Source organism: Delftia sp. WSY_7, assembly GCF_043104845.1.
GTDB classification, from domain to species: domain Bacteria; phylum Pseudomonadota; class Gammaproteobacteria; order Burkholderiales; family Burkholderiaceae_C; genus Comamonas; species Comamonas tsuruhatensis.
Genome location: NZ_JBICLB010000028.1, coordinates 33034 through 59363 on the forward strand (window position 1 = coordinate 33034; position 26330 = coordinate 59363).

General features: G+C 61.8%; 26 protein-coding genes. 17 read left to right on the plus strand and 9 right to left on the minus strand.

Annotated features, from left to right (window positions below):
• The first annotated feature begins 67 nt into the window (after nucleotides 1-67).
• Nucleotides 68-481 carry a helix-turn-helix domain-containing protein gene (locus ACF8ME_RS11595; protein ID WP_034347780.1) on the plus strand — a complete coding sequence of 138 codons (414 nt, stop codon included), beginning with the start codon at nucleotides 68-70 and terminating at the stop codon, nucleotides 479-481.
• A 458-nt stretch (nucleotides 482-939) separates the two neighbouring features.
• On the opposite strand, the gene ACF8ME_RS11600 is transcribed toward ACF8ME_RS11595, so the two are convergent.
• Entirely contained in the window at nucleotides 940-5274 is a 4335-nt protein-coding gene (locus ACF8ME_RS11600) for a hypothetical protein (protein WP_392416510.1), read from the minus strand.
• Between the two features lie 873 nt (nucleotides 5275-6147).
• On the minus strand, nucleotides 6148-7500 hold the full coding sequence (locus ACF8ME_RS11605) for a hypothetical protein (protein ID WP_392416512.1): 1353 nt from the start codon (nucleotides 7498-7500) through the stop codon (nucleotides 6148-6150).
• 261 nt (nucleotides 7501-7761) lie between these two features.
• Here ACF8ME_RS11605 and ACF8ME_RS11610 point away from each other — a divergent pair, with 261 nt between their 5' ends.
• Complete coding sequence (locus ACF8ME_RS11610) at nucleotides 7762-8121, plus strand: hypothetical protein (RefSeq protein WP_392416514.1); 360 nt, start codon at nucleotides 7762-7764, stop codon at nucleotides 8119-8121.
• 14 nt (nucleotides 8122-8135) lie between these two features.
• Here ACF8ME_RS11610 and ACF8ME_RS11615 read toward each other — a convergent pair whose 3' ends face one another.
• Entirely contained in the window at nucleotides 8136-8285 is a 150-nt protein-coding gene (locus ACF8ME_RS11615) for a hypothetical protein (protein ID WP_392416516.1), read from the minus strand.
• Here ACF8ME_RS11615 and ACF8ME_RS11620 point away from each other — a divergent pair.
• Both ACF8ME_RS11620 and ACF8ME_RS11625 read left to right on the plus strand, forming a co-directional pair.
• The gene (locus tag ACF8ME_RS11620) at nucleotides 8284-10011 is read left to right on the plus strand and encodes an Eco57I restriction-modification methylase domain-containing protein (RefSeq protein WP_392416518.1); all 1728 of its coding nucleotides are present in this window, start codon (nucleotides 8284-8286) and stop codon (nucleotides 10009-10011) included. The two genes, ACF8ME_RS11615 and ACF8ME_RS11620, sit on opposite strands and share 2 nt — an antisense overlap.
• Nucleotides 10001-10759, plus strand: a complete 759-nt coding sequence (locus ACF8ME_RS11625) for a PaeR7I family type II restriction endonuclease (RefSeq protein WP_392416519.1) — start codon at nucleotides 10001-10003, stop codon at nucleotides 10757-10759. Before ACF8ME_RS11620 ends, ACF8ME_RS11625 begins: the two co-directional genes overlap by 11 nt.
• Nucleotides 10760-11288: 529 nt before the next feature.
• Here the strand turns inward: ACF8ME_RS11625 and ACF8ME_RS11630 are convergent.
• From ACF8ME_RS11630 to ACF8ME_RS11650, 5 genes are all read right to left on the minus strand, one after another.
• Nucleotides 11289-12701, minus strand: a complete 1413-nt coding sequence (locus tag ACF8ME_RS11630; protein WP_392416521.1) for a hypothetical protein — start codon at nucleotides 12699-12701, stop codon at nucleotides 11289-11291.
• A complete protein-coding gene (locus tag ACF8ME_RS11635) occupies nucleotides 12698-13657 on the minus strand; it encodes an MvdC/MvdD family ATP grasp protein (protein WP_392416523.1) in 960 nt (319 codons plus the stop codon). Before ACF8ME_RS11635 ends, ACF8ME_RS11630 begins: the two co-directional genes overlap by 4 nt.
• A gap of 200 nt (nucleotides 13658-13857) precedes the next feature.
• Entirely contained in the window at nucleotides 13858-14091 is a 234-nt protein-coding gene (locus tag ACF8ME_RS11640) for a hypothetical protein (protein ID WP_392416525.1), read from the minus strand.
• Between the two features lie 251 nt (nucleotides 14092-14342).
• The gene (locus ACF8ME_RS11645) at nucleotides 14343-14888 is read right to left on the minus strand and encodes a transposase (protein WP_392416527.1); all 546 of its coding nucleotides are present in this window, start codon (nucleotides 14886-14888) and stop codon (nucleotides 14343-14345) included.
• Between the two features lie 210 nt (nucleotides 14889-15098).
• Nucleotides 15099-15578, minus strand: coding sequence for a TetR/AcrR family transcriptional regulator C-terminal domain-containing protein (locus ACF8ME_RS11650; protein WP_392416528.1), 480 nt, complete (start codon nucleotides 15576-15578; stop codon nucleotides 15099-15101).
• On the opposite strand from ACF8ME_RS11650, the gene ACF8ME_RS11655 reads away from it, so the two are divergent.
• Nucleotides 15561-15863, plus strand: a complete 303-nt coding sequence (locus tag ACF8ME_RS11655) for an SDR family oxidoreductase (RefSeq protein WP_392416529.1) — start codon at nucleotides 15561-15563, stop codon at nucleotides 15861-15863. The two genes, ACF8ME_RS11650 and ACF8ME_RS11655, sit on opposite strands and share 18 nt — an antisense overlap.
• Nucleotides 15864-16124: 261 nt before the next feature.
• On the opposite strand, the gene ACF8ME_RS11660 is transcribed toward ACF8ME_RS11655, so the two are convergent.
• Nucleotides 16125-16616 (minus strand): hypothetical protein, encoded by a 492-nt coding sequence (locus tag ACF8ME_RS11660; protein WP_392416531.1) that lies wholly within the window; start codon nucleotides 16614-16616, stop codon nucleotides 16125-16127.
• A gap of 587 nt (nucleotides 16617-17203) precedes the next feature.
• Between ACF8ME_RS11660 and ACF8ME_RS11665 the strand changes: the two genes are divergently transcribed.
• From ACF8ME_RS11665 to ACF8ME_RS11720, 12 genes are all read left to right on the plus strand, one after another.
• Nucleotides 17204-17707 (plus strand): hypothetical protein, encoded by a 504-nt coding sequence (locus ACF8ME_RS11665; protein ID WP_392416533.1) that lies wholly within the window; start codon nucleotides 17204-17206, stop codon nucleotides 17705-17707.
• Nucleotides 17708-18000: 293 nt separating this feature from the next.
• A complete protein-coding gene (locus ACF8ME_RS11670; protein ID WP_392416535.1) occupies nucleotides 18001-18891 on the plus strand; it encodes a hypothetical protein in 891 nt (296 codons plus the stop codon).
• A gap of 56 nt (nucleotides 18892-18947) precedes the next feature.
• A complete protein-coding gene (locus tag ACF8ME_RS11675; RefSeq protein ID WP_392416537.1) occupies nucleotides 18948-19445 on the plus strand; it encodes an integrating conjugative element protein in 498 nt (165 codons plus the stop codon).
• Nucleotides 19442-20017, plus strand: a complete 576-nt coding sequence (locus tag ACF8ME_RS11680) for a PFL_4695 family integrating conjugative element protein (protein WP_392416539.1) — start codon at nucleotides 19442-19444, stop codon at nucleotides 20015-20017. Before ACF8ME_RS11675 ends, ACF8ME_RS11680 begins: the two co-directional genes overlap by 4 nt.
• Nucleotides 20018-20089: 72 nt before the next feature.
• Nucleotides 20090-22351, plus strand: a complete 2262-nt coding sequence (traD, locus tag ACF8ME_RS11685) for a type IV conjugative transfer system coupling protein TraD (protein WP_392416540.1) — start codon at nucleotides 20090-20092, stop codon at nucleotides 22349-22351.
• Nucleotides 22351-23103 carry a TIGR03747 family integrating conjugative element membrane protein gene (locus ACF8ME_RS11690; protein ID WP_392416542.1) on the plus strand — a complete coding sequence of 251 codons (753 nt, stop codon included), beginning with the start codon at nucleotides 22351-22353 and terminating at the stop codon, nucleotides 23101-23103. Before traD ends, ACF8ME_RS11690 begins: the two co-directional genes overlap by 1 nt.
• Nucleotides 23104-23123: 20 nt before the next feature.
• Nucleotides 23124-23435, plus strand: a complete 312-nt coding sequence (locus tag ACF8ME_RS11695; protein ID WP_126312658.1) for an RAQPRD family integrative conjugative element protein — start codon at nucleotides 23124-23126, stop codon at nucleotides 23433-23435.
• Nucleotides 23436-23450: 15 nt separating this feature from the next.
• The gene (locus tag ACF8ME_RS11700) at nucleotides 23451-23687 is read left to right on the plus strand and encodes a DUF3262 family protein (RefSeq protein WP_126312657.1); all 237 of its coding nucleotides are present in this window, start codon (nucleotides 23451-23453) and stop codon (nucleotides 23685-23687) included.
• 37 nt (nucleotides 23688-23724) lie between these two features.
• Complete coding sequence (locus ACF8ME_RS11705; protein ID WP_392416544.1) at nucleotides 23725-24096, plus strand: DUF2976 domain-containing protein; 372 nt, start codon at nucleotides 23725-23727, stop codon at nucleotides 24094-24096.
• Nucleotides 24097-24102: 6 nt separating this feature from the next.
• On the plus strand, nucleotides 24103-24516 hold the full coding sequence (locus ACF8ME_RS11710; RefSeq protein ID WP_289241120.1) for a TIGR03750 family conjugal transfer protein: 414 nt from the start codon (nucleotides 24103-24105) through the stop codon (nucleotides 24514-24516).
• Nucleotides 24513-25253, plus strand: a complete 741-nt coding sequence (locus ACF8ME_RS11715; protein ID WP_016446100.1) for a PFL_4703 family integrating conjugative element protein — start codon at nucleotides 24513-24515, stop codon at nucleotides 25251-25253. Before ACF8ME_RS11710 ends, ACF8ME_RS11715 begins: the two co-directional genes overlap by 4 nt.
• Before the next feature lie 2 nt (nucleotides 25254-25255).
• Complete coding sequence (locus ACF8ME_RS11720) at nucleotides 25256-26323, plus strand: TIGR03749 family integrating conjugative element protein (protein ID WP_392416545.1); 1068 nt, start codon at nucleotides 25256-25258, stop codon at nucleotides 26321-26323.
• Nucleotides 26324-26330 lie beyond the last annotated feature (7 nt).

Here is a 26330-nt window from a genome sequence, read left to right on the forward strand (position 1 = left end):
GGCAGTCTAGCCACGCATCGCGGGTGATGTAAGAAGGCACACGCGTGATACCGGGAGCAAAACCACAGTGAACCGAGACGAAATTCTTCAATACGCGCAGAACGTTTGTGATGGCCTGCGAGACGATGATGATGGGGTTCGACGCGAGGTGCTTGCGCATGCCGGAAACCGCTGGTCGCTTGGCATTCTTCACACCCTGGGGGTGTACGGCAGGCTGCGGCATGCAGAGATTGGTAGGCGCATGCACGGAGTCACCCAGCGCATGCTGACGCTGACACTGCGGCAGTTGGAGCGTGATGGCTTAGTGCTGCGCCATGACTTCGAAGAGGTGCCGCCCAGGGTGGAATACGAGCTGTCGGAAACTGGCATGGAGTTGCTCCTGCGCATGGTGCCGCTGTGGACGTGGATCGTCGAGAATGCAGACCACTTTCGGGAAGCTAGGCAAACGTTTGACACTCTTCACCGCGATGCCGACTCATAGGCTGCTGCGGAGTTGACAAATAAAGCGGTCAGCCAAGCAGTCATTGCCAACGGCAGCTTCTGGCCGAAGCCGGGCCTAGCTACTGGTAAGTACAGCACTGCAAAGCAGATCTTCGGGAATGCACCTTGAGCGTCCGGTTTAGGGTAGGCACTCAGCGGGTGCAGGCCATCGCCATTCGGCCAGGAGCGGTCCTCACAGACATCCAGGTAGATGACGGCTTCAGGCTGAGTGCGGTCGTTCGAATGCGGTCCAAAAATGTTTGTACCGACAGCAAGCGGGCTTTCGCCTCTGAGTAGCTTGGCCGCGTGCTTCGCTGCTGAAATTGAACATGCCTACAGCTGGGCCCCGTTACAAAAAGGGGGAAACCGGCTTTGCTGATGCGCCAAGTACTCCACAGTGTCGTGTGCGAGCCCTTCGACCGCGCGTCTCATCGCCACGGAAGCGGCGCAGCTCCCAACCTACTTCTTAACCGACTTCTTCATCGCAGCCTTTTTTACCGGCGCCTTCTTGGCAGGGAGCGGGGCGACAGCGCGCATGGTAAGGTCAATGCCGATGACCTTGATTTCTTCGACGCGAGGGTGGGCATTGGTCACCGATGCCCAATGGTCTTGGAGTGCATTCACCAGCCCGTCGAAGTCGACCCACTTCTTGTTGGGTAGCTGCCAGCGTTTCTGCACGCCGCGCCAGACTAGCAGGTAGATGCCGCGGACGGATGCCACGTCGCGCAGATAGTCGCCCGCGAGCTGGTTTTCCAGTCGCTCAAAGAGCTTGGGGCCCGGCCAGTTGTCGGCGATTTTCAATTCGGTCGGTACCGGACCATTGAACGCAGTGGTGGTCCACCAGAGGTCGGGGCGCTTGGCGTCGGGCAACTCCAATTCCTGCGGTATCACGTATCGACCGAGCGAGCGGTCGTTGCACCATGCGCTGATCTGGTTTCTGAGGACGGTCTCCCGTTCGGCGAGGATCACTACGCTAGCCGTGCTGTCGTTGCCGTTTTCAAGGTGATGTTTGTAGTCGAGCAGTCGCAACACAGCCAAGTCAAAGAGCTCGCGGTGATTGGCCGGCGTGCGCTCGTAATCCGCGCCGAATTGGCTAACCTGCAGTGCAGTCCATGCCGGACGCTCACTGTCTAGTTCCGCTTTGGTCCGAGCACGAAGCGTGAACCAGGGGCGCAAGTCGGCTTCCGGGTGGTGTTCGGCGATTTCTTTGAGCGCTAGGTAGGCATCGCGCCCCGGGATGTCGCCAAGGATGTTCACCAACCGCTCGCGGGCGTCCTGCGCGCTGTCGCGCAGGCCCGGCGAGTAGACGCCCTTGTTGGCACGCTCGACGTCGTCCCTGAACCGCACGTGTTCATGGACGAGGATGTACAGCCGTTTCAACACCGCGGGCGTCCAGAAGGCCTTGCGCGCGCGCGATGCCGCCATGTGCCGCCCACCTAGCAGATAGGTGACGTAGGTCATCGTGAACACGGTGCACTTTTTCGCTTCATCCAACGCAGCCAGGTGCCCCTCCACCGCGTCGATGGCTGCATCGGGGTCCACGCCCGTCCACACAGCGGCCCAGAGCGCCACGTGCCTAGGGTCACCGCAAGCAGCCAGCTTCTCAGCAGCGAGCGCGGCGAGCGCGGCGTCGGGAAGGTTGGACGCTAAGACGATGTCCACCAGGTGCTGCAGTCGCTCGATACCCTTGGGCAGCTGCGTGCGTAGAAGCTTGAGGATGTCGGGGGCGATGCTGTCCCAAAGCCAATCACCGAATCGGCTCAGATCGCCGATGATGTATTGGCTGGCCGCCCCCTCTTTGTCACTTTCCAACTCGAAGGAGATTTCGGTCAGCGCCATTGACTTCACAACGTCAGGGTGTGCGGACGACAGCGCCGCGAACCAAGGCGGGAAGCCATTGAGTTCCTGCATCGCGTAGCGGAAGGCCACGGCCGCCTCCGCAGGGGTCAGTCGCCAGGGGAACGTCGAATCTTCCGCGGCCTCGATGGTCAGGCCCGCCAAGCCAAAGATATCTGCGAACGGTGTGGAGCCCTGCGCTGCGCCTTCAGACGCTAGCTTCGGCGTGTACCGACGCCAGAAGCGGACCATGCCGTCGCGGAATGCCCGAGGCGTCCTGGTGCCGAACTCAGGCTCCAGGTCCCGCCAGTTCCCGATGCTCCACCGCGAGTTCTCATTCCTCGCCAGGTCTCGCATCCGGTCGTACAGGTAGTGCTGCGATTTGGATACATCGGCTGGATTCTTGAAGCCCGAGTCGCGCAGCGTATCTAGCTGGGCCTCAAGCTTCGCCGGCGCTTCCAAGCGGGCCTTTTCCTCCCGCGCCCTGTGGGCCTCTGCCTTGCGGCTCCAGCGCTTATTCTCAAGCTCCATGCGCTTCCACACGGCATCCTTCTTGGGCGGCTTAAGCATACCGGCCAGTCGTGATTTGAGGTGCTTGTCGGCCGCGACAGAGGCCTTTAACATCGCGAGGCGCTCGGGTTGGTTTCCGGAATGCACGTAGATCCTGTAAGCCAGCGTCAGCGCGACCTCCTTGTCGTCGGCCAGCGGCCGCTCGGCGATGGCCTGCACGGCGACATCGAAGTCATGAGATTCGAAGTGCAGATAGGTCTGCACCGCCAACGCCATCCAGGCGTCGGTAACGCGCTCACCCTTCTTCTGCTTGGTCTTTCGCTCTTGCTCGATGATGTGCCAGAACAGGGCCCAGTTCAATTCGGGCCACGCCCGCACCAGCTCGGCTAGGCCTAGATTCTTGACGTCGGCGGCGTGAACGTTGTAGTGGCTATCTATCGGCAGCATGTGCAGTACTGACAGCGAGGTGTGCTTCAGTGCCGTTGCGTCACGCGCGATGATCAGGCGGCGAACGGCCGCGCCGACACACTGCTGAAGCCACTGGTAGCGTTTGGAGATATTGCAATAGCTCTGCTCGATGACAGGCGGCATGGCCAGCAGCGCCCGCAGCGAAGGAATGGCAGCGGCAACCAAGTCGATGTCGGCGCGCTCGAAGAACTCCGCCAGCTGCTCAGTCAGGCCCGTGCCCTCATACCGGTTGTACTCGACCAGTCGCGGGATGCAATCCAGGATCCACACTAGGCTCTGTGCATCGGGCTTTGCGATGTGGCTGACCAGATCGGCCATGCATCTGCGTTTCAGGTCGCCACTCTCCTTCGAGAATCCCTCGCGGATCACGGCCATGTCTTCAGGCGTTCCCAGCTCGGCGGCGGCCCGGAAGGCGGCAATCCTTGCGTACTGCCCGGCTGTCGGCGAGCGCGCGACGATCATCGCTTCTGGCTGCGCCTCGGCCAGACGTCCTTGCCAGACCATGCACATCAGGAACGAGACGATGTCATCGTTGCCTGCATGCTTCCTCGCCAGCCGGCGCACCGTGTCGGTCAGATCGAGCGCGGCGAAGCGCTGGATGGCTGCAAAGTCCGCGATAGAGCGCCGAGATACGCCATCAGCCAGTTGCTTGCACACCTGCTCGAGGATCTCGCGCCGGACGTCGACGGGTAGTCGTACCGGGTCACCGCCTTCGAAGACGATCTCCGGCGCCAGGCGACGCACCTTCTCGAGGATACGGCTGTCACCCATGGCCATCCAAGGCAGCAATGGCCGCATTGATGGCACGACAACCTCCAAGCCGTACTGCTCCCGAAAGAACAACTCCTCGACCTTGCGACGCGAAACTTCCTGACGGAGCAGCTTCAGGAACCACTGCGCCGCCAGATACTCCTTCACAGACCGATGGTGGAAGCGCACCGTGCTGTAGATGTCTTGATCGAACAACGGGCGTTGCAGCAGCGCGCCGAGATCGGAGGGATGCCGACCTTTGAACACTTCGCGAGCGTCGAGACCCTGCATGCCCTTGCCGGCATCGGGCACACGGACGTTCTGCATTTGGGTCAGCATCAGGGCGCCCGCGATCATCATGGCGCCTTCCAGCGCCTCGTCATCCGCCAGCAATCGTGCCTCGATGCGTTCCTCGCTGGTCTCCTGGAGTCGGCGCTTGATGCTGTTTTGCATTAACTCGAGCCGCGAACCGATTCGGCCCTTGTCCAGCCAGTACTCGGTCACCTCGATCAGGTCCTGAGGCCGGGCCGTGAAGGACCATGCGTCGGCACGGTCAATATCCCCTAGGAACTTCGCCGTGTCTCCTATGCCTTTCTCGCATGCAAATATCTTGATCTGCTCCGGCGACAGGTCTTGCAGTGTGACGATCTTGAAAGGGGTCGTTGTGGGCTTTGATCGTTCGGCCGTCTGGCCGCCGTCGGCGTTCTCCCCACCTGCGGTGACCTCGTTGGCCACCGGGAACAGGCTGTTGCAGAGGTCCAGGTCGGATTTTGGTCGCCAAGCCGCCGACCGGCTCGTGACCAGCAAGTGAGCACGCTGCTTCGCCTTGGAGAGGCGCGTCGCGACTTTGCGGATGGCTCGCTCGAAGTCCTGTGCCGACCGGAGCCGCGACTCGTCAACGGAGTCGAGTATCAGCCAGCCAGGTTCCGACGACGCCAGCCACTTTTCGAATTCTGCAAGGTCCCCTTCGACGAAGGCAGAATCGAAATCGTGCGACACGTGCTCTAGGCGCATGAAAAACGCCGCCTTGCCCTCTGCACGTAGCCGCCGAGCTGCCTCGTGGATCTCTTGGGTCTTGCCGGAGCCCCCTTCGGACAGGATCACCACGCGGAGTTCGTCCAGCAGCGCTGGCAGCGACATCGTCGCGCTGCCGGGGTAGAAAGTCAGTGTGTCGTTGGCTGGTTCCTTAGCCAGCAACTCCCGGAACGTGCGGTTCAGTTCGATGTGCATGGGGGACAGAATATGGCATCTCACAGCCTCAATCCAAGCTACAGGGCTTGATCACGCGATATTCCAGCTATGCGAAGTTGTCGCTGCAGTCGGTCTCCTCCGCGAAGCCTCGGCCGGGCTTCGTGGCGGCTAGTACTGGGCCGGAAATGTCGGGGGCGATCTCAAATCTGATACGTCCCCCCCGGCTGCTCTATTGAACAGTTAAGGGGAACTGGTGAGAGTTCTGCCAAGGCCTGATCGCAGGTCGAACAACGTCCTGCCGACAGACACCGTGAGTTCCGCTGGCACCAGCGACCGCCGCTTTCCCTGCAAAAGATAGCTATTCCAAGAGCCTTTTTAGGATGGTTGCTGTTGCTCGAACCGCTGTGGTTACGCGTTCGATATGAGCATCACGAAGAGAGAATCTCTGCATCAGCGCGCAGTGACCAGGACTGCTTGACGATCAGGCATGCGAGCGGCGAACGGTAGCAATTGCTGCAAAGCCGACACAGACAGGCCCGCGACGAACGACTGCAACGGGTCGATTGCAGGCCGACACGAACGACCGCTGATGGGCACCTCCGGTTTGTCGCGCTGTCCCATCAAGTCTGCCGTCCGGCGACAGACCGCTCACAGCCTAGAACTGCCGTTGTGAGTGGCGGTTTCGCAGCGATTGCTGACTGTGATGTAGGCACCCTGAATTCACGTTCGCGACTACACAGCGGTTACCGAGGCACACTTTTTGCATACAACTCGGCAGTGATGACGCCACGATGGACGCATAACTTGAATCAAACAGCCTCCACAGACCCAATCTCCATTGGATTGCCGAACTCCTCAGAAGAGGCAATGCAGGACTAGCGACAAGTCAACGCCACATGAAAGTGGCGCGGCTCACTGCGACAGCGTCTGGACCATCGGAGCCAACACGGCTTGGCCTATCACCGCCGCGCCAGGCCCCTCGCCCAACAGCTCGGCGATGCGACGCTCGTCAAGGCGGCCCGCTTTGATGTCCTCTCTCATCTGAGAGGCAAGCGCGCCCTTGGCGAGCTCTAGCGTCTCGGTCGCCTTGGTCGAGAGCCCATTGGCTGAGTTCGGGTCATGGATGGTCATCGCGTCGATCATTGGCCCCAGAATCGGGAGCAGCGCCGCCGGAAGATGCGGCTTGAAGTTTTTAAGAACATATTTGGCGACGTTGAGCACGCGCTGTGCCTGTCCATCAATCACACGAGCCAAGAGATCCTCGGCCTCAAACTCAGACAGCGCCGAATAGCCGGCAAGCTCGGCATGCACCTTGGAGGCTGCCTTGCCCAACGAATGGGCTTCGATCTTTCGCAGCAGATCCGACAACACGCTCTCTTGGCTCGTGCTTGAAATCGCGGCAGCCAGACTCGCCGTGGGCTGCTCAGGGACAGCAACGCGGGCGATGGCTGTGGCGGACTCGACCTTTTTGATGTCGTTAGGCGGGTGGGCCGCCATGGGGTCGATGTCCACTGTCACGGTCTTGGTCACAGCGCCCGCGCTCGCCGCGCCAAAGCGCATGCCGAAGTGGATCGACGAGAAAAGCGAGAAGCGGCCGAAGATTTGCCCGTCGGCCGCATCGACGCCCACGACCACACGGTGGCCGAACTCAAAGGCGTTGGGCGTGGCGTCCGGCTGCGGGCCGAAGTCCCACCACACGGGGGCCTCCCCACCCCAAGGCGCGAGCGAGGCCTCATAGGCTTGGCGCGCGGGCTCCAACCTTGGATCGGGCGGGCCGTCCTTGGCCTCGCTGCAGCCGCCAGTGATTTTGGAGAGCCTGGCGATGGCCTGCGTGTAGGCGATGAACTGCGCCGAGTCGCCAGAGCGCGTCAAGTCGGGGAACTCCTGGGCCAAGAAGGTCTGCGTCACATACGCGACTGCGCCGAGGCCGCATGGACCGCCAAAACGCCGCTGGTGGTGGACCGCTCCAAGGTAGTAAGGGTGCGCCTGAGGCTTCTGCAACGGCGTCACGCTGAGCCCGTTGACTTTCTGCTCAGCGAGCCACTGGTTCATGGCCTGCAGGCTCGGAAAGGACATGTCCATTTGCACGCCATTGGCGACGGGCTTTTGGGAGAGCAAGCGCGGAGCAGTGAAGGAACTCTCCTTAACCGAGAGCCTCAGCTCCTCGCCCGAGCTGGCGTCGCGCGCGAACACGCTTTTGAAATCATTGGAGTGGTCGGGGACTACTCCAAGCATGGCGTTGAGGACATCGACCTGATTCGCCAAGTCCGCGACCAAGTTGGAATAGCCGTTGTCGTGGGTCGCGCAGTAGATGTTCTTGTTGGTCCTGCGTCCACCGAGCGCCGCCGGAAAGACGTGTTCGCCGGAACCTGCGGCCTAGCCGCAAACGATGCAAGTATTGGCCATCGTCTCCCCCTGGATAGTACTGTGATGCCCCATTTTCAGGCATCGCCAACTAGGCCTTGACTGGCAAACTCCGGCCAGCGGACCAGCTATAAACGACGTTGAAGTGAGCCGCAGAGCTCTTTGAGAAATAAATCCAAGGGGCGTTTCTATGTGAACGAGAGCGGGCACACGGGTCCGCAATTGTTCGACACAGCTCAGCCGGTCTTGTATTACGGGGTCATTTCGAGCGACGTAAATCTCGATGTACTGGCCGAGGAGCGGCTGATTCCCTTGCGAAAGCACCCTGGCATAGACCGGCTGCACGCGGCGCAGCTGGGGGGCGGCAGGCTTGTCACCATTGCCGACGAGCTGGTGGCCATGCAGAAAAAGTTCGACTTGCGCTTCGACCTCTACCGGGTCAACAAGCCGGACCACGCCGTCATCTGCTTCTACGATCAAGTCTCTGACCCAGCCATGAACCCGGCCGTCACTTCAGCATGAAGCGGCGCGGGAGATCATGGCCAGGGAATAGCAGCGCAGACAGGTTGCGGTCCAAAGTCTTTTAGGCGCACCAGACACCGCCACACACGCTTGAACGGGGCCGCTTCCGGCGGCAAGGCCACATCAAAACCCAGATAATGGAGGTTCTTCTCGAAGGAATCCATGGACCAGTCCGAATTGCTACTCGACCAACCCGGCCTGCCAGGCATGTGCCTGGTGACGGACGCCGTGCGAGAGCTCGCCCACGGGTCAGGGGCCGATGAGCGCGGGGCCATCTTTACCCGCCCCGAAGTGGTCGAGTTCATCTTGGACCTCGTCGGCTACACCCCCTCGGCCGCCCTTTACATGAAATCCATCCTCGAGCCGTCGTTCGGCAGCGGGGAATTTCTGTTGACCGCCATCTCCCGGCTGCTGTCCTCCACCGCCGACGCCCGCAAGCGCGGCGTCGAAGTTCCGGCCCTCGATGGCTGCATTCGGGCCTTCGAGCTTCATGCCAGCTCGTTCGCGCAAACGCGCGGGCAAGTCCTGCGACTGCTCGACTCGCATGGGTTCAAGGCTTCCGAGGCGGAGCGCCTCGCGGACCATTGGCTCGCGCACGGGGATTTCCTCTTGGCGCCGCTGCCCGAGTCGTTTGACTTCGTCGTCGGCAACCCGCCCTACGTCCGCCAGGAGCTGATCCCCGCCGCGCTGCTGCGTGAATACCGCCGCCGCTACGCCACCCTCTACGACCGCGCCGACCTCTACATCCCTTTCATCGAGCGCGGCCTGCGATTGTTGAAGCCCGGCGGCAAGCTCTCGTTCATCTGCGCGGACAGGTGGATGAAGAACCGATATGGCGGCCCCCTGCGCGCGCTGGTCGCCAGCGACTTCCATCTGCAAGCCTATGTCGACATGTTCGACACGCCCGCCTTCCACTCCGAAGTCGTGGCCTATCCCGCCATCACCATGATCGAGCGGGCAAGTCCTGGACCCACGCTGGTCGCCGCGCGCCCAAAGATCGAAGGCCCCTACCTGCGCGAGCTAGCGAAGGCCCTGCGCGGCCAAGCCAAGGCGCTGCCGGCGTCGGTGTATCGGCTGGACGGTGTCGCCAATGGCGACGAGCCCTGGGTCTTACAGTTCTCGGACGCGACGAGCCTCGTGCGCCGCATCGAGCAGGCGTTCCCGGCCCTCGAAGAGGCCGGCTGTAAGGTTGGCATCGGCGTGGCCACTGGCGCCGACAAAGTCTACGTCGCCAAGTACGACGAGCTCGACATCGAGCCCAGCCGCAAGCTGCCGCTTGCCATGACCCGCGACATCAGCAGCGGCCACGTCGACTGGCGCGGCTATGGGGTGGTCAACCCCTTCACGGACGAAGGCCCCCTCGTGGACCTGCGCGACTATCCGAAGCTCGCCGCCCACCTCGAAGCACACCGCTCGGCCATCGCGGGCAGGCACGTCGCCAAGAAGGACGAGAAGCGCTGGTATCGGACCATCGACCGCATCACCCCTTCGCTCGCGCGCCGACCCAAGTTGCTCATACCCGACATCAAGGGCGACGCCCAGGTCGTCTACGAAGAGGGGCTGCTCTACCCCCACCACAACCTCTATTACGTGGTGTCCGACGACTGGGACTTGCGCGCGCTGCAGGCCGTGCTGCTGTCGAGCCTGACCCGGCTCTTCATCGCTACCTATTCGACAAAGATGCGCGGGGGGTTCCTGCGGTTCCAGGCCCAATATCTGCGTCGGATCAGGCTCCCGCTTTGGGAGGACGTCCCCCGCTCGCTGCGCGCACGGCTCGCGAAAGCGGCCAAGGCGCTCGACATATCGGCGTGCGACGCGGCGACATTCGAGCTGTACGGCTTGACAGACGAAGAACAACACATAGCAAAAGGGATGGCGCATGGCTCTTGATTTGGCGAACTACCGCGAGCAGGCTCGCGACGCGATAAAGGCGTTCTGGGGCAACCGGGAGGCGGCCGCAAGGAAGCAGGCCGAGACGGGCAACATCGACGCAGGGTCGCGCGGCGCCGTGACCGCCGGCAACAACCTCAATGGCTTCCTGGCCCTGATGCAGAGCTTGGTGTGGGCAAACGGCCTGCACGACGCGGAAATCCATGTGGACAAGGGCTTGGTGGTTTTGCCCGGCTACTTCCGGCCCAACAAGCAGTGGGACGTGGTCGTCATGCGCGGGCATCGCCTCGTCGCTGCACTCGAGTTCAAGTCGCAGGTCGGCAGCTACGGCAACAACTACAACAACCGCACCGAGGAGGCCATCGGCACCGCGCACTGCCTCTGGACCGCATTTCGCGAAGGCGCCCTCGGCGACGAGCCCCGGCCGTTCCTAGGCTGGCTCATGGTCGTCGGCGACGAGAAGGGATCGCGCAGCCCAGTGCGCACAGCCGAGCCGCACTTCAAAGTGTTCCCGGAATGGCGCGACGCATCCTACATCCAGCGCTACGACCAGCTCTGCCAACGCCTAGTCAAAGAGGGACTCTACGGCGCGGCGGCACTCCTGGCAACACCGCTGAATTCTGCCGATACCGGCGAATACTCTGAGTTCTCGTCGCTATCTGGCTTGGGGTACTTCGTGACTACCTTTGCCGCGCACATCGCGGCGGAGGCTTCCCGGCCGCCGCCAACGCCACGCAGCCTCTTTTAATGACCGCGAGGCGCTGAACAGAACAACACAAACCTCCGCGAAGAAACAGGGGGAGCCCAATGAAAGTCGTTCGCTTAGCTATCTCGAATTTCCGCGGTATCAAATCTGCGGAGCTTGCCCGACTGCACTAGCAGCAGACCGGTGAGTTCCAGAACCTTGGGCGTGGCTGGCGCCATCGCCGCGTTGTCCATGCTCACCACCCGATTCGCATACGGCTCTAGGACCGATTGCGTACTTAGACGTCACTAGCTCTACACGTGCCGGACGACCGCAACCAGCCTGCAGCTGCCGTCGGCAAGGACGGCAGTGCAGCGGAAGCGGTCCTTTGAGTTGCCGGAATAATCGCCCGGAAGCTGCCACTCAACGTCGGAAATTCAGTCAACCAGCCAGCCGAACTGGCGCAGGTTGGCCGCAATGAAAGGTTGTGCCTCTGTCGCTGCATGCACAAGCCTAACAAGCTTGCCCTGATGGGCAACGTTTGAAACAGCCGACCACATCTGCGGAGCCTCCCCGCGCGGAAGGTATGCAGCTACTTTGGCGCTGACGGCAGCGGGCAAACCACCGGCCCAGGAAGGTCTGCGGCGCCTTTTTCGTTCAAGCTGGCATTGACGACTGCAAATACGTCGACAGCGCGATCTGACTCAAGGTCTTCTTCGCCGACCGATGCTCCAATCCCCCGGGCGCCGCCCACGGAGACAACTGCATGAGCGAGGTCGAAAGAGGACTGTGTGGCCATCGCCCTTTGCGCAACCCAGCTAGCCCGGGCCATGGCCAGGGCCTGGTTTGAGCCGTAAACCTTTGCCCTTTCCGGTCGCAGCTGGCGCTTGTCGACGCGCCCCACCACTTCCCATCCTCCGATGGGTGTTCCCTTGTATTTCTCAAGCGCGAGAGATATGCACTTGGCCACTTCTGCATCCGCAAGTAGGTGGTCTCCATCTGGGAAAGGCCCCACAGTGACGACTCGCCGAATGAACGCTTGATGCCGGTTTCCCTTCGCGCCAACTGACACCTCAAGACGGAGTTCCCCCATCAGCTTGTCGATCTTGAATAATGTCGCGTCTAGCTTGCCGGTGCCGAGCAGCGTGAGACCAAGTCCGCTGGCGGTCATGGCTGCTGCGAGGACGCGCCGGGATGTCGTTGTGCTGAACGCGAACAGGGCTACACCCAGCGTAAACAGAGACATGCCCGCAGAGATCAAGAAGACCGGCTGGCCAAAACCGAGTTGGGCCAAACCTTCTTCGGGCAGCACCCGTCCAACCGCGGGAGGCCCGACCACCGGGGTCGGCATACTAGGCGTTGGCAACTGTGCGACGATAAATGTGAACACAGCGACGCCGAGCAGACACCACAAGAAATTCCGTAGCGCAACGTGGGCAATATTCAGTTGGTCAAGCTTCCCGTTGTTCACCTGCCGATGCTCGGCAACTTGAACGAGGACTTGCTCAATACGACGCCGAAGGTAAGCGCACTGTGTTGCGCCGGGCCATGGCAGCCGTTCGTGCGGTTGGTCTTCGACGTAGCCGGTTGCCCTTAGCCCTTTCACAGATGCATGAAGAGCAGCGACCAGTTGAATGGAGAGATACAGGCAGCCAGCCGAAAGAACGAACTTCGCTATCGGCGAGCCGAACGTCAGCTTCTCGGTGGCGAGGGAGAACAGCGCTCCCAAAACGACAGTGCCGGCAATGGAAACGAGACCAGCAATGCTCAGTAGTCGCGCCTCGATGCCGGTCTTCCTTGAACCTTCAGCCTCGAAAAGCTTCTCGCAAGCGGCTAGGTAGCCGCCTAGCTGGGACTTGTCAGAACGTAGGGCGGCTGCTGCCTCTGATATGAGTGCCGTCTCTCTATACAGCTTCACGCGCTCTTGCCGAGTATGGTTGTCAGAGTTTCCTGCCAGCCTGGGCCAGATGAGATCGGCCACCCTTTCAAAAAAGGCCTCCATCATGCGCGCGCCAGCCAGTCGACTATCGCGTCGGTGATTCCAAGCTGAAGCTGGTCATCTATCCACAGCCATTGGCCGTTCGGATTCACCTCCAAGAAGACAAACTCTCCGTCTGGGGTCTCGACCAGGTCCACGGCGCCGAAGGTGAGGCCGAGCTTTGACATCAAAGCCAGCACACCGTCTCTCACATTGGCCGGTAACTGGATCGGTGTGTGCGGAAGGTCGGGGTTGTCGGTGTGCCGCCAGTCCACCGCGGCCGCAGGGTCAGTCTGAGAGTGAATTGCCGCAGCGAAGACCTCAGTGCCCACGACCGTCGCTCGGATGTCATAACGCTTTGGAATCAGTTCTTGATAAATGGCCGGGCTGAGCCGAGCTTCGTCGACATGCTCCAGGTGCTCAGCGAGCAGGCGCGAGGTGTAGATCGAGCGCTCTTGCCCGTCAACGACGGCATAGCCACTGCGACTGGGCTTCACGATCATTGGGCCGAACGCATGGAAAGCCTTGCGTATGGCGTTCGGATCGTTCGTAACCAGTGTCTTTGGAACGCGCAATCCCATCCTTCGTGCCAGCTGGAGCTGATACGGCTTCAACTCCGCCCGCCAGACGTCCGCGGGATGGCTCATCCAACGTGTTTGATAGGCAGAGATGCTGCCGAGCAGGGCCGCTCTATTCTCTTGAAGACAGAACTCGTAGACACCTTCCTGCATCTCCGGCGGACGAGCAGGTGAACGGATCCGCCGATACCAAATCGACGAAGGATTTGGCTGTTTCCGGCCATCAAGCTCAAGCGACGACAGTGCCTCCGTGCCCAGCTCCAGGGTCAGCGAGCGGGAGAATGGCAGGTCTTCTGTGTTGACCCTGTGATGGGGGACGCCTCGCCGTAGAAGGCCTTGAACAACGTAGTCGGTGGCGACATCCGCGATGGTGCTCAGGATGAGCACATGGTAGTCAGTTGTCATCCGTAGTCTCGGCCTGGACCCTGGTTATGAGTGTGCCGCCAGCGAAGGCGTTGCTCGCGATGGCGTCCACCCACTGTCCGTTGACCGCTACGAGAGAGACTTGTCTCGCTGAGTCGTACTTCATGCGGACAGGGGCTTGAGCCGGGAGAGGTTCGGAGAATCGCAGCAAGAACGGTGTCAGCGCGGGTTCAAGCTGAGATTCAGTTGTCATCTGTTGTCTCCTGCCTGACTTCGGTCAGTTTGGTTGCTGCCTGAAGCACGACTCCATCGTGGACCTCGACCACGAACGGGAGGCGCTCGGGTGACGTCACGTCAAACTCGGAAGACCGGTCCGAGCCTTCGTCGTCCATGCCGAGGCGCATGAGTAGCGGCCTTACATCCATATTTCTTCTCTCCCAGTATCGATGTTGCTGATCCAGACGATCAAAGATCATCCGTCGATTCACGGCCCACGGCTGTGACCTCTGACCTGCGCGTCATAAAGACGCCATCGCCATGTTTGGCGATAGGGGGTGAAAGTGGTTCTAGTTGGGTAGCAGCGCAGTGCTCAGCAGCAGCAAAGGTGTCGCGTGGCGAGGACGCTCTGAAAACGAGCGGCAGTGGGCCTACGCCATCACAAACTTCATGCTTTACCCATTTGTATTGTTTTGTAACGATTCTGCCCGTTTTCTGCGGCGTACTCAAGTCAAGCGACTTGATGTGTCTCGGCTGTGTTCAGCAGGTCAACGGGGGGTCGCAGGTCCGCAGGGGCTCTCGTCCTGTGAGGCGTGATCCTCGACTTGGGCACGGGCATGACGGACTTGGTGCTGGGCGCGACGGTCGTGAATCCCTGGTCTTTTAAGCACAAGGGCCTAGTCATGACGTTGCTGACTGGCAGCAGCGCGACGGGCCAGCTCGTCTTTCTTCCGCTGGCTACTTCGCTGATCGAAACTATGGTTGGCAGCGCTGCTGCTGGCGGGATTCGGTCGCAACTGCTGTGCGGGCACACCTCGTTGTAGTCGGCTCGCCAGCGCACGAGCTCGACGCGGGCCAGCTTCATGCACTGAAACCAATGCTTTTTCAGGCACTCGTCGCGGAACTTCCGGCTGAAGCTCTCGATATGGACGTTCTGCGTGGGCTTGCCTGGCTGGTTGAGGCGTGTGTCCCACGCCCTTGGCCTTCGCCCAGGTGACCTGCCCCCCGTCCCTCCGTACCAGCTGGGCGCTCTCTGCCCGGATCTTAATAGCCGCAAAGCAGTCGCTGATCAACTACCCCAACCAGCCTGCAGCTGCCGACGGCAAAGACGGCAGTGCATCGATAGCAGCCGGCCGGGATATCGCTGTAAACGACCCGTTGGCGCCCATGGGAGGCATCTCAAGCGACGCTGCCGCACGCTAGCGTTCCGTCGCAATGTCAGTCGGACGCAGGGCTACATGGTGTCCGCTACCCTACGGGCGCCGAACTACACGCCATAGGCCGCCATAAAGATCCTCACGGCCTCGCGCAGACAAGCCTTGTTTTCCCCGGCATCAGGCTTTTCGAGCATCAGTAGACCTCGGAAATGCCCAGTGCCCAAGAACATTGACAGAAACATGTCCGCAGCCTGAAGCGGGTTGGGCACTTTTAGAGTGCCCGCCGAGTGTGCGCGTTGCAGGTAAGCAGCCAGCTCGCTGACTGCACGCTCTGGGCCTTGTTTGTGAAACTCACGGCAGACTTCTGGCTGCGCCCCCGCGACGCCGTATACGGAGCGCAAAGCGCCAAGTGCATCGTCCCCGCGTGCCAGGTCAAGAAACTGAGCACCTATCGCCAGCAGCACCTTCTCAGGCTCGGCAGTGTCCAGTGCCCCAGTACCCGGGACGTCAGCCACCACCATGGAAGTCCTGTCGCGCCCCCCCGCCTGGAACAGTCCCTCCTTGGAGCCGAAGTGGTTGTACACGGTCATCTTGGATACACTGAAGGCGCCCGTGTCATAGTGACCGGTGTCAATCCCGATTCGATCGCCAAGGCCCAGGCCGAACTCGGCTCAGACGTCCCGGTGCTGCGCGCGGACTCCGCCAGCGTCGCCGCACAGAAAGCACTGGCTCAGACCGTCAAGGATCGATTTGGCCAGCTGGACATCGCCTTCCTCAACGGTTCCGTCCCGAAGGCGACACTTCGGAAAACGCCACACCTTACCGAAACAGGCTGGGACGCTTCCAACTGGAGCGTCCGTGGAGCGACCGGCTAGCTAACGCGAACGACCGCTGATAGGTACCTCATGTTTGTCGCGCTGCCCCATCAAGTCTGCCGTCCGGCGACAGACCGGTCACAGCCTGAAGCTGTCGGCCAGGCGGGAGCAGCGACCGACCGCTCCTGGCCGTTTCCAGTTCCGCACCGTCAGACCCAAAGCCAGCGCACGCATCGTGTTGACGTCCTCTTGATCGACATTGTGGGGGGCTTGAGCGCCGCCTCAGCCCATGCACAATATGTTGGAGCGCCATCAGGTTTTTCACTGAAGAGCTTTTTTGCAGTTCCTCGCCCTGCTGGGCATGCCTGCTGCAGGGGTCCAGACCGAGAGCTCTTCTTCCGAACGGCCTAGAGCCAGGAACTGCAGGAATGAGTTCTCGATGGGGTCCCAGCGAATCCGAGGCCGTAATCCGTCGATGCTCCAGTCGCAGCACACTTGCACGAAGGGCTGGGCCACGATGGTGTGGACGATGCTGTGCCAGGTCGCGTCTGCCAGGCCTTTCTGCTCCCCGGCGCGTCTGGGCTGCTCTGCCACATGCCGCAGAAGAATCTGGCGTACACACAGCACCGGATCGCAATCCTCTTCCAAATGGCGCTCCAGCCCTTCAAACCTGCCCAGCCAGCTCAGCAGCCGCGCCGTCCAGCTTTCCAGACCAAGCTGCTGCAGGGACTCGATGACGGTGAAGATCGCACAGCCATGGTCCAGCGGATCACGCCCTAAAAACGGATGCTCCTGGGACGGGCGAACTGGCATGTGCTGGCTGCGAAACGACGGTGTATCCATGGCCGCGCACGGTACATGGATGTGTCGATGCAGTCAGCAGTAAAACGAGCACTTCGCACCGCACGATTTACGCTTGAAATCCCAGTGCGTCTATGTTATGGCTTGCAACATCGGCTCAGCTGCGACAAGGATCTTCTGCATCATGGCGCCCTGCATTGGGCCATTTTGGGATTGCGGCGCCGCCTCGGCGCAGCAATCCGGCCCGTAGCCCGTCATAGCCCTTTACCAGTACCAGTAAATCCTTTGCGGCTGCTCCTCAATTTTGAGGAGCAGCCGCGCCCTTTGGGTAGGGCCTGTAAGCCGGTAGGAGCCGTTTATCCCGTAGCAAGCAGCCCTCTGCTTGCTGGCAGCTAAGCCATTTCAATACCTGCCTTTTTTTTACTAGTGTGTCAAGCGTAAAACGTTCGGTATGCACCGCACGTTTTACGCTTGAGAGCAAATGCTCGAAATCCGAATATGCCGACCGGCGGGCGCGAATGCGTCCTTTCCCCGGGCCGCATGTCTTCTCCTCCTCTTCGTCATGCGGTCCGGGATTTTTCTTCTGGAGTTTCTCCCGCATGTCCCGGCAATCGCACCGATATCTCATCGCTGGAATGGCATGGCTGGCTGCCGGCGTTTGCCACGCCAGCACGCCCCTGGTGGACGGCAATAAGCGCCTACAGCTCGGCCGCTACACCACCGCCGAAGCGCAGCCTCAACTGGGTTTGAGCGAACCTTTGGCGCTCGTCGCGCAGATCACCTTTCCGCGCGAACAGGTCACGACTATTGGCGAGGCCATCGACTACACCCTGCTGCGCAGCGGCTACGCCTTGGCCGATCTGACGGCGCTGTCCCCGGAAGCCCGGCGCTTTCTCGGGCTTCCATTGCCTGAAGCACATCGAACCCTCGGTCCCTACTCCGTCCAGGACATGCTGGCTGTGCTGGTGGGCAAGGCCTGGACGTGGCAAACAGACCATGTAACGCGCCGCGTATGGTTCGTGCTGGGCAATGCCGGCAGCGCACAGCCGCCGCGCCGGCTCCAGCCCATCGTGTCTCCTGCTAAATCGGGTAAAGAGCAATGAGCGGGCAGTCATTTCATCCGCCCGGCAAACCCGTTGTGCCAGGCCGGGATTTCCCCCACCACATCGGCGGGCTGGAGTGGATGCAGGACATGGAAACGCGGCAGGACCAAGTCCCCTCAGAGCACGATCAACCCAGCAAAGCCGCAGCCACAGATTCTTCGTCTGCTGCCACATCGGCCCAAGGGGATACGCCTGCTTTCGGTGAATCTTCTGCGCACGAGTCGACCGCACAGGCTCCAGCCAAGACGGGCAAAACAGCCCTTCTCAATTCTTCCACGGGAAGGCGCAGTTTGATGGCTGTGTCCCTGGCAGGGATCGCGCTGCTGGGCTACCTGCAGTACGGGCCATCCATCGGCCAGGTTCCCGACCTTCTTGGGACAAATCTCCCGACCGTGGGCGCGATCGAGCCCAGCGGCCCGGACGAGCTCCGGGCACCGATTGATCCACGGCTCGGGGGCTTGGATCAGCTGGGCACATCGGAGTTGGAGACTTCCGCCAAACCCGCTCAGCCTTCTTTGACTCAGTCACAAGGGGTCCAGTCAGAGCCCGAAGCCAGTGCTCTCGAGGCCGGCCCTGTGCAAGCTCCAGTCGCGTCCGCCCCCGCCCCCACCACTGCCGCTGATCTGGAGCTTGCAGCTCGCATGCAGCGCATGGAAGCGATGATGATTGAGCTCAGCCAGCAACTGGCGCACATGCGAGAGCAGGACGCCAAAGCGCGTGCCGCCACGCCAGCCGTTGTCCAGGCTGTGCCCGCGCCCGCGACTGCAGCTGCAATCGCTCCCGCGCAATCCTCAGCGCCTGCGCCCGCGCCGACTGCCACTGAACCCCAAACCGCCCGGCCCGCTACATCAGCACCGCGCGTGCTGGTCAAGGCCCAGCCAGCCAGGGCCGCGACTTCGCGGCCTGCAGTCAATCAGAAAGCCGCCGCCTCCAAAGCAGTGCCCGCCGAAAAAGCATCGGCGCCCGCGCTCTCCGGCCAGCTGATCGCTGTTGATATGTGGAACGGCGAGCCCTCGGTCGTGGTGGCCTCGGGCATCCCTGGTGACCGCCGCATGCGCGTGCTGCGCCCGGGTGATGTGGTCAATGGCATGGCACTCAAGTCCGCCGACCCCGTTTCGCGCACAGCGACCTTTGTGGCCCCGGGCAGCCCCGGCCTGACGCTCTCCGTGAGCCAGGGAGGCTGAGCATGCGAGCCGCTATTTGCCTCAGTGCAGGCTTTCTGCTGGCCCAGCTGAATTGCATGCCAGTTGTGGCCCAGGTCCGCACCACTCAGACCACCGAAGGAAGCTCCACAGCCGCCAACACGGCCCATGCGCGCAGCCAGGCCGACGATACCGACCGTCAGGTCCAGCAGATGTGGGGGCTCAATGCCGAAGAAATGCGCCGAGCCAAAGTGCTGGCCCTGGGGCCGCGCGCGAACTTCTCGGTCGAGAAGCTCTCGCCGCTGGAGATCCTTGGCATCCACGCGCGCTCCGAAGCGGAGCGCCGGCAGTACGCCGAGCGCATGGCGCGGATCTTCCGCGCGGACGTGGAGCGCTCCATTGCATGGGAGCGCGAGATGCAGGCGGCGATGGCGCGGCTGTTCCCGAACGATCCCATGATCAGCTTCGACGGCATGCCCAAGGTGCATAGCTCGGTCGGCGCCGCCGACATGCTGGGCGTGCCCCGCACGCAGATCATCGAGCCCCAACCTGCTGCCAGCACGCCGGCCCCTGGGCGAGGAGCGCTTCGCCGATGAATCTCCGCCTCCTCTGTGCCCTGGCCCTGTGCTCGGTTGCAGCCGCTCCTGCAGTCGCCGGGCAGCCCCTGCCCGAGTCCCAGAAGCTTCAGGTGCTGCACGACAGCGGCCGCAGCGTGCCGTTCGCTCCCTATGTCGCCCAGCTGGTGGGCGATGCGGACGATCCTGGAGTGCTCGACGGACTGCGCTTCCCGTTTGGCGCGCGCATCCTGCGTAACGGCGTCCTGGTACAGGAGGGCTTGCAAGTCTTCGACGGCGGCTGGATGACACAGCCGGTGTTTGTCCTGGCGGCTGATGAGCTTTCCATGCGCTGGCTCGCACACAACAAGGACCAGCTGGTACAGCTGCAGGCGGTTGGCATCGTGGTGCAGGCCGGCAGTCCCCTGGCCTTCAAGTCTCTGCAGCGGCTGGCCATGCCGCTTCGCCTGGCGCCGGAAACGGGCAGCTGGATGTCCGAGCAACTGGCCGCTGCAGGCGCCAATGCCTACCCGGTGCTGGTGCACTCGAACGGACGTGCGTACCAGATCCTGTTTCAAGAAATGTTCCAGCAAACGTCGAGGTCTCCCCAATGAAAACCTGCGCTTGGAACATTTCTGGAACGCGGTGGTCCGCAACATGTTCCACCCCTGCCACCGGAGACCGGCATGAGTGAAGGCGTGATGGAAGGCCTGCTGCGGCCGCCAGTGGAAGCATGGAGCGCTGCCACAGCTTTCGGTATTGCTGGCGTGGCTGCAGCTGCGCCGTGGGCGCTGATGATGCCGCACTCTCTGGGTGCCGTGTCCGCAGCCATTGCTGCAGGCTTTGGCTGCAAGCGCGCCCGCGAGGCCTATTCCGTGTATGCCTACCAGCGTGGACTGAAGTTCACGAAGATGACCCGCGTGGCTCCCCACCAGTTGCCGGGAACCAAGGACCATTTGTATCTCGGAGAAGGCTTCGCCTGGACCCAGCTGCATACACAGCGCAAGCTGGACACCCAGGCAGTCAAGGTCCGCGAGTACGTCAAGCCCTCTCCTGCAGAGATGCGCCTGGCCAATGCCGGCGAGCAGGTTCGCAAATGGGCCGAGAACAGGACGGATAGCCTGCTTCGCCAGCTCGTTCGGCGTGCAGTGGATATCGGCGGACCAGCGAATCCATTTGCCTCGGGCGTGGATTTGGGCGGCTCGCCCGTGCTGCATGGCGTGGGCGTTCAAGACGAAAAGCCTGTGCTGCTGCGCCAGGGCTCCCGTACCGGCCACATGCTGGTCATGGGCACGACGCGGGTGGGCAAGACGCGCCTTCTGGAATTGCTGTGCACACAGGACATTCACGCCGGCCACGTCACGATCGTGATCGATCCCAAGGGTGACGCTGAACTGATGCTGCGCATGCATGCCGAAGCGCGCCGCGCCGGCCGCGAGAAAAGCTTCTACCTGTTCCACCTGGGCTACCCCGAGATCAGTGCCCGCTACAACGGCATCGGCAACTTCGCGCGCATCACCGAAGTCGCCGGGCGCGCGACCAACGCCCTGCCCTCGTCCGGCAACAGCGCAGCGTTCAAGGAGTTCTCCTGGCGCTTCACCAACATCGTGGCCCAGGCCCAGGTCGCATTGGGCCGGATTCCAACATACGAGTCCTTGCTCAAGGACGTGACCGGCATCGATCCGCTGTTCATGGACTACGCCGCGATGTTCTATCGCGTGCAGGCCGCCCAGGGCAGGTACAAGAACTATCAGGAACGGATCGCTGACATCGAAAAGAAGCTCGGGATCAAAGGCGCGGTCCCCGTGCCCCGCAGCCTCCAGGACCGGCCACCCGAGATCGTGGCCATGTTCATGTTCATCAAAGAGAGCCAACCTGATGACAAGGTGCTGCTGGGCCTGGCCGCTGCTGTCAGCTACGAGCGCTCCTTCTACGAAAAGATCATCGCATCGCTCGGCCCGTTCCTCGAAAAGCTCACGTCGGGCGCCGTGGGCAAGCTTATCTCTCCGGACTACTTCGACCCGAACGACCAGCGGCCCATATTCGACTGGATGACGGTCTTCCGCCAGGGCGGCATCGTTTACGCCGGCCTGGACGCATTGTCCGACTCGGTGGTCTCCTCTGCCGTGGGCAACTCCATGCTGTCCGACCTGGTGAGCGTGGGCGGGCGCCTGTACAAGACCGGCCTCGATCCGCATGCCACCGACGGAAAGCTCAAGCTCCCCAAGGTCTGCGCCCATTTCGATGAGGTCAATGAGATCGCCGGCCCTGAGTTCGTGCCCATGGTCAACAAGCTCGGTGGCTCAGGTTTCCAGATCACGGCATACACGCAGTCCGTGTTCGACATCGAGGCCCGCGTGGGCGACAAAGCCAAGGCCGGCCAGATCCTGGACAACTTCAACCATCTCTGCATGCTGCGCGTGCGCTCGGCCGCGACTGCCAGCCTGCTGACCGACCAGGTGCCGCAGGTCAACGTGACGCACCTGACGCCGGTGTCCGGTGTCTCGGACACCGCTGCCACAGGCAACGGTGTGGACTTCACCAGCCGCAACGATGACATTGCCACCACAACGAAGGCGCCGCTGATCGAGCCCTCGGACATCCTTGAACTGCCCCAGGGCCAGGCCTTTGCGCTGCTGGAAGGCAACCGTCCCTTCAAGATCCGCATCCCGCTGGCAGACACCACCAACGATCCGTTCGTGCCCAAGTCCCTCAGGGCGGTGGCCGAGGACATGAAGCGGCGCTACCGCACCAGCGAGACCTGGGCAGCCGACACCGACTGGATGGGCCACAACCATCTGGGTTCAGGAGGCCACGAGCTCATCGGCATCGACTTGGCGCACAGCGCAGCCAAGAACGATTCCGAGTACACGGCCGTGTCTGGCGCCCAAGGCAGTGCCCTGCGCAGCACCGGTGTGATTGACTCCATCGTGGGAGGGCACCACTGATGGCTACAGCACAGCGCGCGCCCTCCAAGGCCCCCACAGTCGGCCCTGTGGACTTGGTGGCCAAGATCGCCTTCGGCCTGGTCAGCATCACCCTGACCAGCTGGCTCGTCGGCATGGTCATCGAGATTGGCGGCAGCATGTTCTTCTGGAAGGGCCAGGGCATCCCGCACGCCCAGTCGGTCCTCCAGCAAGACCTGCAATACATTGCGGCGGCGCCGCGCAGCGTGCTGGTGCCTGACACCGTGGGCTTTTCTCTGCAGCTGCTCGGATACGTGCGCTGGCCCTACGAAAGACTCGGCATTCTGCGCTGGTATCAGCGTTCGCTCACCGACGAGCCCATTCAGGCCATGGCCAAGCTGTCTGCCCCTCTACAGGCCGTGGGCGCAGCGACGCGCGTAGTCTCCAAGATCGCGGCCGAGTGGGCCGTGATCAGCATGCTCGTGGCCCAGGACGTGGTGCTGCGCCTGAGCATCGCGGCCTATGCCATGCCGGCGTTCGTGCTGGCATGCCTGATGGGCGTGATCGACGGCCTGGTGCGCCGTGACCGGCGCCGCTGGATCGGCGGGCGCGAGTCCTCGTTCGTCTACCACCACTCCAAGAGATACACGTACTGGGCCCTCACGGGCGGATTCAGCCTGTACCTCGCATGGCCCTTCCCCGGTTTCAACCCCGCCTACATGGTGCTGATCTTCACTGTCCTGGTGGCCGCGTCGCTGTCCACCACCGTGGGCGCTTTCAAGAAATACGCATGACTTTTCAGAAGGAGAAATTGATGAAATCCCCCCGCCCGCTGTTCGCCATCCTTGTGATCGGCATCCTGGCCACTACAGCGTCTGCCTGGGCCACGGTGTCCGATGACGAGTTGGAACGTGAGCGCCTGGCGCGCATTGCCGCCGAGATCGAGCAGGTCCAGGTGATGGTTGGCCAGGCAGAACAAAGCGCGCCGACCGGCCAGCGCGTGAAGTTCCGCTACGACTGGCTGCAGCGCGACCTGGAAATGCTGCGCCAGGGCATCACCACCCACATTGACGCTCCCCGCCAACCACGTCCCGTGGCGCCGCTGCGCGGCGACTACCGCCAGTAACCCTGGAGCAAAACCATGTATGGCGATATGAAAGCGGGATTCATGGACGCATCGGGTGTTGATCCAGCGCGAATGAAGGTCTTTGTTATCACGCTGGTTTTCGGCGTGATTCTGGTTATTGCCGCATGGTTCGGGAAAATGATTCTGGAGGCCTATAGCGATGGTGAGATAGAGCAGGAAGAAGCCATCGAAGCGGTGATAACTGTGATTGTCATTGTTAGCGCAATATTTGGATTCGTGGCCTGGCTTTAGTATTTACAAGAACTTTTCTGTTTCAAGGATAGATGTTATGAAAAAATCGATTCTGACCAAAATTTCCCAAAGCACTCTGTTTGTATCCGTGATGATGCACGAAAGCGTATTCGCTGCTCTTCCCAACATCCCGACGCCTCAAGGCGGCGGCATCGGTGGTGCCCAGGTGCAAGAGGGTGACTGGATGGGGCAGATGGGCGCTTGGTTCAAGGCTGGGATTGGCATCCTTGCGCTCGTTTTGGCCGGCTGGGCGTTCATCAAAGTGATGGGCGGCGGGCTGCGGAAATGGAATGACTATTCTCGAGGTCAAGCCGAATTCGCCGATTTGAAGGAGTTCTTCATCGTCGGTCTCGTGTTGATCGTTTTCATTGTCATGATGGCGAATTACGCCCTGTCCGTCCTCGCTTGATTGAAGATGGCCGGCGATCAGCAACCGCAAGAACGACGTGGGGCTCCGTTGACGGATAGAGTCAACGCGGAACCAGCCATTATCAATGGCATGTCGGCGACCGAAGCCAGCTATATTGGTGGCGCCTCTCTCGCCATCAGTGTTCTGCTTGGGGGAGTCCTGTTTTTCTTGACAGGTTACTGGCACTTCATCTTTGTGCTGGGCATCGCTCTGCCGATGATAACCATCTGGTATTCGTCCTTTTACCTGCAGAGCATCAAACGCTCAAAGCCTGAACGCTGGTATGTCCAGGCATTTCGCATCTACCTTGCCCGAAAAGGCATCGTCAAAAGCCGATACATCACTCACGATGGCTATATGGAACTGGGCCGGAGAATCAATTCCGATCCATTCAGCCAAAAAAGCAAAGATCAAGTATGAGCAGTGAAAAATATATGAACGCTCTAGAAATGGAGCGGAGGCACAGCCGTAGGCAAATGGCCAGCCAGTTTGCGCTGCTTGTATTGGCCATATTCGCCGTCTGGTTTGCCTGGCGACAGCCCAAAAGCGTTGACGTGCACCTGGCGCCTGATGTGCGCGCCGGTGACACGGTGCATGTCACAGGTGGTCATTCCCCCGTGCCGAAGCCCAATGTCTACGGTTTTGCCTACTACATCTGGCAGCAGATCAATCGTTGGCAGACCGATGGTGTCAAGGACTACGGGCAGCAAATTTTCAATATGCAGTATTACCTGACGCCTCGCTGCCAGGCTCAATTGCAAGCCGATATGGAAACACGCCAGGGCAAGGGCGAGTTGCGCAAGCGCACGCGCCAGATCACCGAAATCCCCGGCTTCCCCTATTCCGAGAACCGTGTGCTGAGCGAAGGCCCCGACGCCTGGACCGTCCTGCTCGACATGCAGGTCACAGAAACCTTTGGCGGCCAGGGAGTGAAGGATGTGTTCATCCGCTACCCGCTGCGCGTCGTGCGATTCGACGTGGACCGGGAACGCAACCCCTGGCGCCTGGCACTGGACTGCTTTGGCGCCAACCGTCCAGCGCGCTTGAACCCCGCTGAGCTCAAGGCCGGCAACCCGGTACAGGCCACCCTTGCGGCGCCGCGGCTGCCCAGCGTGATCTCCCCGTCCAGTCTGCCCCGCGACACCTCTGTCGATTGACCATGCAACACCGCAAAATCCTCGCATGCGGCCTGGCTGGCCTGCTGCTGCTCCAACCCCTGCAGGACGCTTTCGCCCAGCAGGTTGAGCCCCTGAATGTTTCAGGTCCACCACCTGAATTCGCCAACGACAAGGCAAATGTCCAGGCTAGCCAGCCTGCCGAGAACATCGATCTGGGCCAAGCTGCCTCCTCTGGAGCAGGCAGCACCGTCGCCGGCATGAGCGTGCCGGCGCCCTTGGCAGCTGCAGCGCGCGGCTCGATCGCGCGTAGCGCAGCGGCCCAGGCCACGCTGCGCCGCGTGGGCCCCGCCCCGCTCAGCGGCACTGCGTCTGGCCCTGCCGAGCGCACAGTGTTCGCCCGGGAGCCCGTGCGCGTGAACCTGACTGTGGGCCAGGAGCGCCTGGTCACGCTGCCCTCAGACGCCCTTCTGCATGTGCCCAGCGACATCTCGGCCGTGGCGCGCATCGAGTCGATCGGCGGCACGATCTACGTGACCGCCCTGGTGCCCTTCGTGCCCATTCGCATCGTGGCCGAGCTCGTGGACAGCGGCCAGCAGATCCCCATGGATCTGGTGGCAGTGGCAGACAAGCCTGCCCGCGCGACTTCCTCCAAAGGTGAGCTGCAGGTGTCCGTCATCGAGCCCTCCAGCGTGCCCAACCCGTCGCCGCGCTCTGCAGAAGAGGTCACGTCTGCAGCTGCAGGCGCGAGCATCGACATGGTGCAGCTGACGCGCCACGCAGCACGCCAGCTGTATGCCCCGCGCCGGCTGGCCAACGCTGCACCCGGTGTCATGCAAGTGGCGGTGAGCACAGATCCTGTCCCCGCCCTGCTGCGCGGCGCCAATGTCGATGCAGCGCCTGTGGGCCAGTGGAAGGGCGGCGCGCTGTACGTCACGGCCGTTCGCATCACCAACAAATCGCGCTTCGCGTTGGAGGTGCCGCTGGAGAGCGTGCGCGGCCGCTGGATTGCGGCGACGGCCCAGCACGGCCGGCTCGGCCCCGCCGGCAGCGACACCGACACCACGGCCATCTACCTGGTCTGCGAGCGCTCCTTCGAGTCCTGCCTGTAGGGGATAC